At 41.6% G+C, this 14,157-nt stretch carries 13 protein-coding genes; 7 read left to right on the forward strand and 6 right to left on the reverse strand.

What is annotated here, in order from left to right; genetic code table 11:
* Positions 1–27: 27 nt before the first annotated feature.
* A complete protein-coding gene (locus A7968_RS09130; RefSeq protein WP_064666268.1) occupies positions 28–837 on the reverse strand; it encodes a sulfite exporter TauE/SafE family protein in 810 nt (269 codons plus the stop codon).
* A 561-nt stretch (positions 838–1,398) separates the two neighbouring features.
* Between A7968_RS09130 and A7968_RS09135 the strand changes: the two genes are divergently transcribed.
* Both A7968_RS09135 and A7968_RS09140 read left to right on the forward strand, forming a co-directional pair.
* Positions 1,399–2,373: a DUF1852 domain-containing protein gene (locus A7968_RS09135; protein ID WP_064666269.1), complete on the forward strand. Its 975-nt coding sequence runs from the start codon at positions 1,399–1,401 to the stop codon at positions 2,371–2,373.
* Positions 2,374–2,426: 53 nt separating this feature from the next.
* Positions 2,427–3,473: a methionine synthase gene (locus A7968_RS09140; RefSeq protein ID WP_064666270.1), complete on the forward strand. Its 1,047-nt coding sequence runs from the start codon at positions 2,427–2,429 to the stop codon at positions 3,471–3,473.
* Between the two features lie 80 nt (positions 3,474–3,553).
* On the opposite strand, the gene A7968_RS09145 is transcribed toward A7968_RS09140, so the two are convergent.
* The 5 genes from A7968_RS09145 to A7968_RS09165 form a co-directional block, all read right to left on the reverse strand.
* On the reverse strand, positions 3,554–3,973 hold the full coding sequence (locus A7968_RS09145; protein WP_064666271.1) for a hypothetical protein: 420 nt from the start codon (positions 3,971–3,973) through the stop codon (positions 3,554–3,556).
* Positions 3,974–4,100: 127 nt separating this feature from the next.
* Positions 4,101–4,532: a DUF3859 domain-containing protein gene (locus A7968_RS09150; protein WP_064666272.1), complete on the reverse strand. Its 432-nt coding sequence runs from the start codon at positions 4,530–4,532 to the stop codon at positions 4,101–4,103.
* Between the two features lie 29 nt (positions 4,533–4,561).
* Positions 4,562–6,385, reverse strand: coding sequence for a protein kinase domain-containing protein (locus A7968_RS09155; RefSeq protein WP_064666273.1), 1,824 nt, complete (start codon positions 6,383–6,385; stop codon positions 4,562–4,564).
* A gap of 223 nt (positions 6,386–6,608) precedes the next feature.
* A complete protein-coding gene (locus A7968_RS09160; protein WP_064666274.1) occupies positions 6,609–7,535 on the reverse strand; it encodes an electron transfer flavoprotein subunit alpha/FixB family protein in 927 nt (308 codons plus the stop codon).
* Positions 7,536–8,285, reverse strand: coding sequence for an electron transfer flavoprotein subunit beta/FixA family protein (locus A7968_RS09165; RefSeq protein ID WP_064666275.1), 750 nt, complete (start codon positions 8,283–8,285; stop codon positions 7,536–7,538).
* Between the two features lie 196 nt (positions 8,286–8,481).
* On the opposite strand from A7968_RS09165, the gene A7968_RS09170 reads away from it, so the two are divergent.
* The 5 genes from A7968_RS09170 to A7968_RS09190 all read left to right on the forward strand — a co-directional run bounded on the left by A7968_RS09170 (position 8,482) and on the right by A7968_RS09190 (position 14,134).
* Complete coding sequence (locus A7968_RS09170; protein ID WP_064666276.1) at positions 8,482–10,128, forward strand: electron transfer flavoprotein-ubiquinone oxidoreductase; 1,647 nt, start codon at positions 8,482–8,484, stop codon at positions 10,126–10,128.
* 98 nt (positions 10,129–10,226) lie between these two features.
* Complete coding sequence (locus A7968_RS09175; RefSeq protein WP_064666339.1) at positions 10,227–10,697, forward strand: acyl-CoA thioesterase; 471 nt, start codon at positions 10,227–10,229, stop codon at positions 10,695–10,697.
* A gap of 234 nt (positions 10,698–10,931) precedes the next feature.
* On the forward strand, positions 10,932–11,504 hold the full coding sequence (locus A7968_RS09180) for an outer membrane beta-barrel protein (RefSeq protein ID WP_064666277.1): 573 nt from the start codon (positions 10,932–10,934) through the stop codon (positions 11,502–11,504).
* Between the two features lie 110 nt (positions 11,505–11,614).
* On the forward strand, positions 11,615–12,319 hold the full coding sequence (gene tsaA / locus A7968_RS09185; RefSeq protein ID WP_064666278.1) for a tRNA (N6-threonylcarbamoyladenosine(37)-N6)-methyltransferase TrmO: 705 nt from the start codon (positions 11,615–11,617) through the stop codon (positions 12,317–12,319).
* A 90-nt stretch (positions 12,320–12,409) separates the two neighbouring features.
* The gene (locus tag A7968_RS09190; protein WP_064666279.1) at positions 12,410–14,134 is read left to right on the forward strand and encodes a proline--tRNA ligase; all 1,725 of its coding nucleotides are present in this window, start codon (positions 12,410–12,412) and stop codon (positions 14,132–14,134) included.
* The last annotated feature ends 23 nt before the right edge of the window (positions 14,135–14,157 follow it).

The following is a 14,157-nucleotide window of genomic DNA, read 5'->3' on the forward strand; positions in this document are numbered from 1 at the left end:
TACCGAGTATAAAATATAGGTGTATTATTAATACATAATCATTTTGACAGCGGTTGCGAGTAATAACGCGGCGAAGATTTTTTTGATCAAAGAAACCGGTAAGTAATGGGTGGCTTTGGCGCCTAATGGTGCGGTAAACCATGATGTGCAAATAATACCGAATAATGCAGGCAGGTAGACAAACCCAGCGAAACCGTCGGCAAGCTTATAAACAGTACTACCTGAGCTGATATAACCCACTGAGCCAAATAAGGCTATCACTATTCCACAAGCAGACGCACAGCCAATGGCTTTTTTCATATTTACCGAGAAAAACGTTAATAAAGGCACTAGCAATGCCCCGCCGCCTATCCCTATCATCGCTGACACACCGCCGGTGATTGTCGTCAAGACAGTTAATAAGCCTTTATTTGGAAGTGGGCGCTCTTGTGCTGTATTTCCTTTACTGCTTAAAAACATTTTAATGGCAATCAGTACAACTGTAATCGCAAATACAATTCGTACTACTTTTTCAGGTAGTAGTGCCGCTAAAAACCCGCTTATCAGCGCGCCAAGTGCAACACCCGTCATTACCCACGGCGCTAACTCCCAAGGTACATTGCCATTTTTATGATGAGCAATAGCTGAAGACGTTGAGGTGAATAATATTGATGCTAATGAGGTTGCAATTGCAACTATAACCACGTGCTCTTCTGGTAAGACATTAAAATGCAGTAAAATAATACTCAACACTGGCACAATTACCAATCCGCCGCCAATGCCTAGTAAACCCGCTAAAAACCCCACGCCACTGCCTAATAATGCACAGTACACAACTAACACCAGTAATTCATTCATTCCGTTCGTCTCTTTATTATTGGGGCAATCATCCTAGATGAATGCAGTTATTAAGGCTGCAAGTGAGCTTTCATAAATTTACTGCTCAGCACGCCATTAGCTATGCGTTACAACAGCATGCTCTTAACTCACTCTATCAATCGTGAGTATATCAATATAACCAACGGCACTTTATATTTTTGCCTGCGATAAGCCCTGAATAATCCTCATGTTTTAGATGAAAAAAATACAACACGCACATCCAGATGGCTAGACGGCTTAAATTAAAAGGTTAAATTTTTATGTTTTAAGCCAAAATTGCGCACTATTTATAATCAGGTACAGGTAACTTTAGTAACCATGAATGTGGTTCATGTTTTAGGTGAAATTAAACCGTTTTTCTTCATGTACTGATCCACGTATAAATATCTCGACGCTTACACGTTATACAGATTGTTATTACGCCTCCAGGCAGAAATCTCTGAGCTGTGTAGTGAGTTGCTAATAATTAGCTGAGCAACTTAAGAATTCTAACATTGAGCAAGGCTCACGTTTTAAATCAAATATGGATACCTGATCGCCATGAATACACACTTTAAATTTACTATTAAGAGCATTTGTCTTGATGAAAATTATCATCCAGCACAAAGTACCCGTATCACAACTAACTTTGCGAACCTTGCACGAGGCAGCTATCGTCAAGCTAACTTACGCAACGCTTTAAAGATGATTGATAACCGCTTTAATGCCCTAGCCCATTGGGATAACCCTAAAGGCGACCGTTATTCTGTTGAGCTTGAAATTGTATCTGTGGATATGGATATTGCAGGAAGTGGTGACAGCTTCCCATCGATTGAAGTATTAAAAACCAATATCATTGATCATCAAACAAATAAACGCATTGAAGGCATTGTCGGTAATAACTTTTCATCTTACGTACGTGATTACGATTTTAGCGTACTACTACAAGCCCACAATAAAGGGAAATCAAGCTTTAGTATCCCTGATAATTTTGGTGAGTTGCACGGCAAACTATTTAAATACTTTATTAACTCTGATGTATATAAGCAGCACTTTAACAAGCCGCCTGTTATATGCCTAAGTGTGTCAGATAACAAAACCTATCAGCGCACTGAGAATCATCACCCGGCATTAGGCGTTGAATATCAGCCCAATGAAAGCTCTTTAACTGAACAGTACTTTAAAAAGATGGGCTTACAGGTTCGCTATTTTATGCCTGCAAACAGCGTTGCACCGCTTGCATTTTATTTTGTTGGCGATTTATTGAATGATTACACTCATCTTGAGTTAGTCAGCACGATAAGTACGATGGAAACGTTTCAAAAAATCTATCGTCCAGAAATTTATAATGCCAATGCGGTTGCTGGCAAATGCTATCAGCCAAACCTAAAGAACTTGGATCACTCATTAACGCAAATTGTCTATGACCGTGAAGAGCGAAGCCAATTAGCAAATCAGCAAGGCAAATTTGCAGAGCAACACTTTATCAAGCCATATCAAACGGTACTTGAGCAATTCTCTGCAAGCTACGCCTAAGCGTATGGCTTAATTGCTACCAAAATTAAATTATAGAGACGGCATTACTTATTATGAAAACTAGTATTAACAAAACCCTATTACCGACTTCAACTGCGGGCAGTTTGCCAAAACCAACATGGCTTGCAGAGCCAGAGACACTTTGGTCACCTTGGAAGCTACAAGGTGATCAATTAATCGACGGCAAACACGATGCGCTGCGCATCTCTTTACAAGAGCAACAACACGCAGGTATTGATATTGTTAGTGATGGTGAGCAAACCCGCCAACACTTTGTCACCACCTTTATTGAGCACCTTAATGGCGTAGATTTTGAAAACCGCAAAACAGTGAGAATTCGTGATCGCTATGATGCCAGTGTGCCTACAGTGGTTGGCCCTGTTAGTCGTATAAAGCCCGTTTTTATCGATGATGCAAAGTTTTTACGCAGCCAAACTAAACAGCCAATAAAATGGGCACTGCCAGGCCCTATGACCATGATTGATACGCTTTATGATGACCATTATAAAAGCCGTGAAAAGCTTGCGTGGGAATTTGCCAAAATTCTTAATCAAGAAGCCAAAGAGTTAGAAGCGGCCGGTGTTGATATCATCCAATTTGATGAGCCTGCTTTTAATGTGTTTTTTGATGAAGTAAATGATTGGGGTATTGCTTGTTTAGAGCGAGCCATTGAGGGTCTTAAATGCGAAACAGCCGTGCATATTTGTTACGGTTACGGTATCAAAGCTAATACTGATTGGAAAAAAACCTTAGGCTCAGAATGGCGCCAGTACGAACAAGCGTTTCCTAAACTGCAGCAATCTAATATCGATATAATCTCATTAGAGTGCCATAACTCGCATGTGCCAATGGAATTACTTGAGCTTATTCGCGGTAAAAAAGTGATGGTAGGTGCCATTGACGTTGCAACCAACAGCATAGAAACGCCAGAAGAAGTGGCCAACACCCTGCGTAAAGCGCTCCAGTACGTGGATGCAGATAAACTCTACCCTTGCACTAACTGTGGTATGGCACCGCTTCCTCGCGCAGTTGCCAGAGGCAAGCTCAATGCATTAACAGCAGGCGCAGAGATCATCCGCAAAGAGTTAGCAGCCGGTTAAGAGTATTACTGGTGAGGTATTTTAAACGAGGTATGATTTCTGCCTCGTTTTTGTTTTTATAGGAAGCTTTTATTAACCTGTTACAGGCTTTGCCATTGCTGCTTTAGCCCTATAAAATGTATAACACCTAAAGATAAACAAATAGCAGAACTCCAAACCCAAAACTCAGGAGAGCGCCCCATTGGCGAGCTAATAAGAAAAAAGCCAGCAATTCCTCTAACTAGATATATTGTTGTTATTAGTATCAACACCAAGCGCACAAAAGGCAGTTTTAAAATAAGCCCTGCCGCAGAAAAGGCATACAGTGACCAAGTTGCAAGCACCATAAAAATAACCAATGTGATCAACGTAGGCTGAATACTACCTTGCTCAGCCAATTTTGCCATTTGCTCTCCAGCACCGAAAAATCGATACCAAGGTGCGCCAAAATAAATACAGCCTAAATGCAGTAGTGCAGCAATAGCACTCAATGTTCCCGCAACGATCAAACAAATATTCATGTAAATAAACCTCCGTGTTAGAGAATACGCGTTATAGCGTCATTTAATTAAATTTAGAGAAAAATAACAACGTATCAGATATAAATACGCATTAGCTAAAATCCTAAGCTTGCTTACTATGAAAACATCAATACCCGCGCTTTTGCCAAAATTCTATTTCTGACATTGCTTCTTGTTCAAACACAGTAAATGTTTTATCGGCGATCAATTTACCGTTTAGCTCAATCGTCATACGCCAATTGCCGGTTTTATTGGCTATTGGCTCCCACAAGGTATCGCCTAAATAAAAGTGCCAGTCGTTATCTTTAACGTATTCAAAGCCATCGAATGGTGGCATTACCTCGCCATCGGCATCTGGAATATTAGGGTGATAAATACAGTAATGGAGCTTTTCGCCTTTGGCTTTTTTAATATTGACGATTAAGCCAAATTCAATATCGAGTTTAGCGGGTACTTTATTAGTAAACGATTGAATTTGTGGTAACTCTTTTGACGATGAGTCCCAATGACTATAAATACCATAACTTTGTAAAGTGATCTCAGGCTTATTTTTTGCCATTGCTGCTCCTATCTTTAATGCTTTATTCGTTAAGCGTCATAACGCTTTGGATCTTTCGGGAAGAATAATTCAGGTTGCTGGTCACATAAACCAAATTCACGGGTGTTTTTGTAGGGTAATTTCATAAACCCGGCAACGCCCACATCGGTAATACTGACAGCATATTGCATGAGTTTATTGAGCAGACGTTTAAATTCAACTTCTTTACTGGCATCTAGTAGCCGATAGTAATGGTGAATTTTCATTCTATCCGGCAGGGCTTCAAAAATAATACAGCCAGTATGATGAATTTGGTTTAGTTCAAATACACACTTGATCACTTTTTTCGGTAGCTGTAATTGCTCATCGGGATCTTTACCATCTTCAAAGTATGAATGCGGGCGCGTAACATCTGAGCTGGCTAAGTTCATTACTTCGTAATCAAGCTCTGGGAGTTGTTCAAATTTAAATGCCCCCGTGCCATCACGCTCTAGTTGAATCGTTTTACGGGCATCAAATAGGCAACATTTAAACAGTCCTTTTTGGCTGATCCCTTGAGCCAACATCACTGTGTTATTAATCGCTTGGGTAAACGCAGCGCCTAAACTTTCGTCATGCATTATCAAGGAAGATTCAATAAACAGTGAGTCTTCTTTCCAATGAAAACTTAAGCCCCCCACTGCGGGGTATTTTGCTAAGCGGCTAATTGAAGCTAAAAATGCTTTTTCGGTATCACCGGTATCAAACAAAAATTCTTTATAATAACGGTCAAGTTGCGCATCATTTACATCAAGTAATTGCTGATTGTGATCGGCTTGACGTAAAAACTGTTTTCGCGAGCTATATACCACAGTATCAGGAAGTTCATCAGCGCTGCCAAACCAAAATGGGATCTGCGCCCTATCATCTTCCGCCAAATTGAGCTCCGGTAAATAGGCTTTTGCCATACTTGGCATATTACGCATAAAGTAATCACCTGCGCCATCACGGACGGTTTTGTCTTTTGACAACATGCCGTCAATCACTTTTGCCAGCTCCATCGGTAAACCCAGTGAGCTTGCGGGGATCACTTGTGCACCAAAACGACACGATTGCGCGGAGGCAAGCGCATAAAGAGTCGATGCTACTCCTTGCTCATCAAAACGAGGGGATGACTTAGCTCCCGACATTTGCTCGTCACCTATAAAGTACACATCTCCCATACGGGCATTGGTGGTACTTAAATCACCGGACATTAAATCCATTATATTACTGGCTATTGGGTTTGCATCACTGTCCATTTGCGCATAAACAGAGCTTCCCCAATCCACCAGCGATAATGCGCTGGCTGTTTCATCCCACACTAAATTTGAGGGTTTAATATCGCCGTGCACAATCGGCTGTGGGCTTAACCCGTTTTTATGATTTCGCAAATCAATCAGTACATTACGGAGTTTTAACGCAAGATCGGTGATTGTCGCGGCGCTGAATCGGCCTTTTTTGAGCGATATTTTTTCTAAGTCTTCACCCATTGCACGGGCCATCATTAAAATGCCCTGTTTTTTTATCCGCTCAAACGCATAAAACTTCGGCACTAATGGATTATCAACTTGGGAGAGCATAAATGCTTCATCTTCAAGGCGGTCACGCACACTTTGTGCAAGGGTGATACGAGAGAATTTAAATACCCAGGGTAAGTTTTGATGATCAAGCCCTGCAAACACAAAACCAAACGCACCAGAGCCAATCATTTCAACGTCTCGATAGCCTAAATTAGTTAGCTGCTTAATACAGATATTAAGCCACTGGCGATGTTTTTTAGCATCGTGGTGAGAAAGCAAATAGACCGACTGCTCTTCATTGATATAAAAATTGCGGATCTCTTTGGTTTTCACTACTGGGTCTCAACGTTTTAGGAATAAATTTAAGGCTCGAGCCAATTTATGATGGTAACAAGTTAACCCGCTGATTATTCATTTTTTGGCTGTAAATTTCTAGTCCTTAGCAGCAATAGCTTAGCGTGAGCTGATATTTTGTGCAAAAAAGCCATAAAAAGAAAAAAAGCTGTGTGATCAGCGAACCAATCACAACAGCTTTTAACAACCAGAATAAGGTAAATTAGAGCGCTTGTTCAAGCTCTGGCAGCACATCAAATAAATCTGCAACAAGGCCATAGTCGGCAACTTGGAAAATCGGCGCGTCGGGATCTTTATTGATTGCAACAATCACTTTTGAATCTTTCATGCCCGCTAAATGCTGAATTGCACCACTAATACCTACGGCAATATATAAGTTAGGGGCAACAATTTTACCTGTTTGACCCACTTGCATATCGTTTGGTACAAAGCCTGCGTCAACAGCAGCGCGTGATGCACCAATGGCAGCACCGAGTTTATCGGCAATGCCATGCAGTAATGAGAAGTTCTCACCGTTTTGCATACCACGACCACCCGAGATCACCACTTGCGCAGCGGTTAACTCTGGGCGCTCAGATTCAGTTTGCTCAACACTCACAAAACTGCTTAATTCACTACTAAATACCGCATCAATCGTGACACATTCAGCAGGTGCTTGTGTACCTTGCAGATCAAAACTACTTGCACGTACTGTGATCACTTTTTTACTATCGAGTGATTTTACCGTTGCGATTGCATTACCCGCATAGATTGGCCGTTTAAAGGTATCAGCATCCACTACCTCAATAATTTCTGAAATTTGTGCAACATCGAGTAATGCAGCCACCCGTGGCATAAAGTTTTTACCTGTCGTAGTGCCACTGGTAACGATATGTGAGTAATCAGCAGCAAGTGATACCACTAAGTCCGCAATTTTCTCTGCTAGTTGCTGAGCATACTCACTGTTATCTGCGATAAGTACACTATTAACACCTTCGATACTGGCAATCACTTCACTCAGTGGCGCCACACTTTCGCCAGCAACAAGCACATTAACCGGAAAACCAAGCTTTAGCGCAGCATTAATCGTTTTTGATGTTTCTGGCTTTAAAACGCCATTATCATGATCAGCAATAACTAATGTTTTCATTTAAATCACCTTCGCTTGTGTTTTTAACAAATCAACTAACTGTGCTACGTCGTCTACAATGATACCGCCACTGCGTTTAGCTGGCTCGTGTACTGCAACAAGTTGAGTACGCGGTGTTAAATCAACACCTAAGCTATCTGCTGCAATTACTTCAAGCGGTTTGCGCTTTGCCTTCATAATATTAGGTAATGACGCATAACGCGGTTCATTTAAACGTAAGTCGGTTGTCACAACCGCTGGCAGTTTTAACGCTACAGTTTGTAAGCCGCCATCCACTTCACGGGTCACATTAACTGTGCCATTTGCAACATCTACTTTAGAAGCAAATGTACCTTGGCCGCGACCCGTTAAGGCAGCTAGCATTTGCCCTGTTTGGTTGTTGTCAGAGTCGATTGACTGCTTACCTAAAATCACCAGCTCAGGACTTTCTTGCTCTACAATCTTGGCAAGTAACTTTGCAACGTGAAGCGATTCTAGCTTTTCATCAGTTTCAATATGAATAGCTTTATCTGCGCCTAGAGCCAGTGCGGTACGTAATTGTTCTTGTGACGCTTTAGCGCCTATGGTTACAGCAACTACTTCGGTTGCAGTGCCCGCTTCTTTTAGGCGAATAGCTTCTTCAATGGCAATTTCACAAAATGGGTTAAGTGCCATTTTTACATTAGTTAGATCAACGTCGCTGTTATCTGCTTTAACGCGTGCTTTCACGTTGTAGTCGATGACTCTTTTTATTGGAACGAGAACTTTCATAGGAACTCCATAATTATTTAAACCTACAAGCTAACGTGTACGTCAACCTATTTATTTTATGAATTCAGACTACTTCCTGTTGACGTAAACGTCAACCTAAAATAACCTTAAACTATTCAAAGCCTGTAACGTTTCATTTGCAAGTATGAAATTACCTTGGTTAAAGGTACGGCTCCGTCACACACAAGAGGTTATTATGGTCGAACGCGAAACCATGGAATTTGATGTAGTAATCGTAGGTGCAGGCCCTGCAGGGCTTTCTACCGCGATAAGATTAGCGCAGCAAGCCCAACAAAAAGATCAAGAGTGCATGATCTGTGTTGTTGAAAAAGGCTCTGAGGTTGGCGCTCATATTTTATCTGGCGCAGTATTTGAAACCACTGCACTTGATGAGTTACTGCCAAATTGGCAAGAATTAGGGGCCCCCGTTACAACCAAAGTAACTAATGATGAAATTTATTGGTTTAATAACGAAAATAAAGCAACGGCTATCCCCCAATTTGCTACGCCTAAAACATTCCACAATGACGGCAATTATATTGTGTCTATGGGTAACGTGTGCCGTTGGCTGGCAGAGCAAGCAGAAAATCTCGGGGTTGAGATTTTCCCAGGCTTTAGCGCACACTCACTGATTATTGAAGATGACACAGTAAAAGGCATTATCACCGGTGATATGGGCCTCGATACCGACGGCAAGGAAAAAGATGGTTTTATGCCTGGTATGGAGCTGCGAGCTAAATATACTGTATTTGCCGAGGGTTGCCGTGGCCATTTAGGTAAACAATTAATCAATCAATTTGCATTGGATAAAGACGTATCAGTGCAACACTATGGTTTAGGCTTTAAAGAAATTTGGCAAATTGATCCTGCAAAGCACAAACAAGGCACCGTTGTGCATGGCACGGGTTGGCCATTAAGTGGCGATACCAACGGTGGCTCCTTTATGTATCATAGCGACAACAATCAAGTTGTGGTTGGCTTAATTGTTGATCTTAATTACAGTAACCCACATTTGAGCCCGTTTGATGAGTTTCAACAAATGAAACATCACCCTATCTTTAAAGAGATACTTGAAGGTGGCGAACGGATTGCTTATGGCGCTCGGGCGATAACTAAAGGTGGCTTACACTCATTACCAAAAATGCACTTTCCGGGTGGTTTGCTGGTAGGTTGTGATGCGGGCACACTGAACTTTGCCAAAATAAAAGGTAATCACACGGCGATGAAATCAGGCATGGTTGCTGCTGAGGTTATTTTTACCGCGCTTGCAAACGAGCAACAGCATACTGACTTGGTTGATTACAGCGACGCATTTAAACAATCATGGGCGTATAAAGAATTACACCAATCGCGTAATTTTGGCCCTGTAATGCATAAACTCGGTAAATTTTTGGGTGGCGCTTACAATACGCTAGATCAAAACTTATTCGGCGGTGGATTACCGTTCACCTTTAAAGACAACACCCCAGACTATGCAACCTTGGTTGATAAAAGCCAAGCACCACAACTTAGTTATCCAAAAGCGGATGGGCAATTAAGTTTTGATAAGCTGTCATCGGTGTTTTTATCTAATACTAATCATGAAGAATCACAACCGTGCCATTTAAAACTTAAAAACGCGGCTATTCCAATTGAAGTTAACTTAGTTAAGTTTGATGAGCCAGCTCAGCGCTATTGCCCAGCAGGCGTGTACGAAGTTCAGCAGATTGAAGGTAAAGATGAGTTTGTGATCAACTCGCAAAACTGTGTGCACTGTAAAACCTGCGATATTAAAGATCCAAGCCAAAATATTACTTGGCTGACACCAGAAGGCGCTGGTGGACCTAATTACCCGAATATGTAATTACTTTTAATTTTAAACAAATCCTAAATTGCAGGGGGCTTCGGCCCCTTTTTTGCGCTATGCTCAATAATAACTGTTTAATAACTATGAGTAAGTTTATGCCGTCGTCGAGTGTTATATTTCGTTTTTTAGCTGAGCCCACCGATGTTAATTTTGGTGGAAAGGTCCATGGTGGCGTGGTCATGAAGTGGATTGACCAAGCAGGCTATGCGTGCGCTGCAGGTTGGAGTGGTCATTACTGCGTGACAGTATCTGTTGCCGGGGTTAAATTTCAGCGCCCTATCCTCGTTGGTCAAATTGTTGAAGTTGAAGCAAAAATTGCCCATACAGGTAAAACCAGTATGCAAATTTTTATTCAAGTACGCTGTGGCGACCCAAAAACCGGCAACCTTGTTGAAACCAATCATTGTGTGATCAGCTTTATTGCTATGGATGAAACTGGCTACCCTGTCGCAGTACCGGCATACACAGCACAAAGCGATGAAGATAAAAAAATCGAAAACTACGCAATAAAAATGAAAGAAATTGCTATTGAGACCGAAACCCTACTGCATAAAACAGAGCCGTAACTGCCCCGCACTGCTCGCTGCGTAAAATCTACATAGCACTGAGAAATCATTTCTCTGGTGAAACTGAATGAGCGTTTGTTTAGCGCTCATTCTTACTAATTAATAACCAAAAATAGCTCTAACAGTATGTTATTCAAACAAAACACAACTGGCACGCGTAGTGCAATATACAAAGTGAAATGAACTAAACCAACGCTAAATTGCGTTATTTTTATTTTGTAAAGGAGCTATTAAATGATTAAAGCAATTTCACTTTCTGCAATTTCACTGGCATTACTTGGTTTTAATAATGCGGCACAAGCAGACACCACAAACATGGATTACCCGCGTGTTTACACAGGTATTGGTTATGGCCAATACTCATTCCAGTTTGAAGACTCTGAAGACGACATCGATTTCGATGATGACTCACAAATGCTCAAGGGTTATGTTGGTACACAGTTCAATAAGTACCTCAGTTTAGAGCTCGCCTATCAAAACTTTGATGAAGTGAGCGACATTGACAGCTACGCAGAAGTAGATGGCGTGTCATTAGCAGCACGTTTAGCTGCCCCTATCACTGAAAGTTTTTCGGTTTATGCTAAAGGGGGTTGGTTTGAATGGGATGCAGAAGTATCTAGCGATCTTCCAGCCATTGGCGAGATATCAGCGGACCAAAGTGGCGGTGATGTATTCTATGGTGCAGGTATCGAGTATGCATTTACCACTAACATGCAGGTGCGTTTAGAGTATGAGCGTTACGAGTTAGAAGATGACTTTGATCCTGAGATGGATGTCGCTTCAGTATCATTCCAATATATGTTCTAGGTATTTCTTATTGCTACGTTACAGGTTATTTAACAGTTAAAGGCAGCTTCAAGCTGCCTTTTTTGTTGTTAACGGTTAGAATATCGCATCTTTCACTGTATTTGAGTCCCATGAGCGATTATCAACTAACGGCCATCGGCCATATTCACTCTCCTTATAAACAAAAGTTTGCGATTCCCCGTCAACCTCGCTTAGTGCCGCAAGCCAAAGCAAAATTGGTATTCACTGCAGATTTTAATCGTGAAGAGTTTGTACGTGGCTTGGATGAATTCAGCCATATTTGGTTACTTTTTCGTTTTCATGAAACCGCAGATAAAGGCTACTCAGCAATGGTTAGGCCACCGCGTCTCGGGGGCAACGAACGAAAAGGGGTATTTGCTACACGTGCGACTTTTAGGCCAAATGCCATTGGCATGAGCGCAGTAAAACTTGAAGGCATTGAATATAAAAATGGCCAATTAAGTTTACTACTTGCGGGCATTGATTTACTCGACGGCACACCCATTTTAGATATTAAGCCTTATTTACCTTATTCGGATGCGATGCTCGATGCGAGTGCGGGCTTTGCCGATACTCGTCCAGAAACAGATATGAGCGTTGAATTTAGCCAAGCGAGCTTGGATTTTATTGCCAAACAGCATAGCTATCCAGAGCTGCAAGACTTTATCAGTAATGTACTAAAACAAGATCCACGCCCTGCTTATAAAAAACAGCAAGATGGTGAGCAAAGTTATGGTATGACATTATACGATTTTAATATTCGTTGGCAGGTAAACGACGACCATAACTACGTCAGCAGTATAGAAAAAAACTAGAAAAACACACTTAGCGCTTTAGTGTAAAAGCAACCGCTGCTAAACTTAGCGCCTATCGAAATAAAAACTTTATAACTATCGGAATTAACCATGCGTACCAGTCAATATATACTCGCAACACTGAAAGAAACACCGTCTGATGCTGAAATCGTTTCACATCAATTAATGCTACGAGCGGGTATGATCCGTCGTGTAGCGTCAGGTTTGTACACTTGGTTGCCCTCTGGTTTACGCGTGTTAAGAAAAGTAGAAAACATCGTTCGTGAAGAAATGGATAAAACAGGCGCAATTGAAATGCTGATGCCTGTTATTCAACCTGCTGACTTATGGCAAGAATCAGGTCGTTGGGAACAATTTGGTCCTGAGTTAATGCGCTTTACCGATCGTCACAATCGCGAGTTTGCACTAGGTCCAACCCATGAAGAAGTGATCACCGATTTTGTTCGTAAAGAAGTCAGCTCTTATAAACAGCTACCACTTACATTGTACCAAGTACAAACTAAAGTACGTGATGAACGCCGCCCTCGCTTTGGTGTGATGCGTGCACGCGAATTTACCATGAAAGATGCCTACTCATTCCACCTTACTGAAGAGTGTTTAGACGCAACCTATCAAGTTATGCACAAAGCTTACTGCAATATTTTTGAGCGTTTAAACTTGGATTACCGCCCAGTTATTGCTGATACAGGTTCAATTGGTGGTAGCGTATCGCATGAGTTCCACGTTTTAGCCGAATCTGGTGAAGATGCCATTGCCTTTAGTGATGGTAGCGATTACGCAGCAAATATTGAAAAAGCTGAAGCATTAGCGCCTAGCGAAGCGCGCCCTGCTGCTGCAAAAGAATTAAAAGCATTTCCAACGCCTGACGCTAAAACCATCGAAGAGCTTAAAAAGCATTATGGTGTTAAACCACATCGCGGCGTAAAAACCCTCATTGTATACGGTACGCCAGACGAAAATGGTAAACGAGGCCTAGTTGCGTTAATTGTTCGTGGCGATCACGAACTCAACGAATTAAAAGCTGAGAAACACCCATTAGTTGACTCACCACTTGAAATGGCCAGCGAAGCAGACATCGTTGCTGCTATTGGTGCAAAACCTGGTTCATTAGGTCCTGTTGGTTTAACTATGCCAATAATTGTTGATAGAACTGCTAACGTGATGGCTGACTTTGTAGCAGGTGCAAACAAAGACAACGAACATTACAGTGGTATTAACTGGGATCGCGATGTAACAGACTATGACGTTGCCGATTTACGTAACATTGTTGAAGGTGATCCTAGCCCATGTGGCCAAGGTAACTTACAAATTAAACGTGGTATTGAAGTGGGCCATATATTCCAACTCGGTACTAAGTACTCAGAAGCGATGAAAGCCGGTGTTTTGAGTGAATCAGGCAAAAACCAAATTATGACCATGGGTTGTTATGGCATTGGTGTATCACGCATTGTAGCCGCTGCTATTGAGCAAAATAATGATCAATACGGGATTATTTGGCCACAACCAATCGCCCCATTCGATATCGCTATTGTGCCAATGAATATGCACAAGTCGCACCGCATCCCTGATATCGCAAACAATCTTTATGATGGTTTGAAAGCTGCAGGTTTAGACGTGTTATTTGACGACCGTAAAGAGCGCCCTGGTGTGATGTTTAACGACATGGAACTACTTGGTGTGCCATTTACTTTAGTTATTGGCGAGCGCAACCTTGACGAAAACAAAGTTGAGCTTAAAAACCGTCGTACTGGTGAAAAGCTAATGATTGATATTGATACAGCAGTTGCAGCTATAAAAGCGGCTATGAACGCTTAACAATTACAGTAATAGCTTAAAGT

It is taken from the genome of Pseudoalteromonas prydzensis (assembly GCF_001661495.1).
In the GTDB taxonomy this organism is placed as follows: domain Bacteria; phylum Pseudomonadota; class Gammaproteobacteria; order Enterobacterales; family Alteromonadaceae; genus Pseudoalteromonas; species Pseudoalteromonas prydzensis.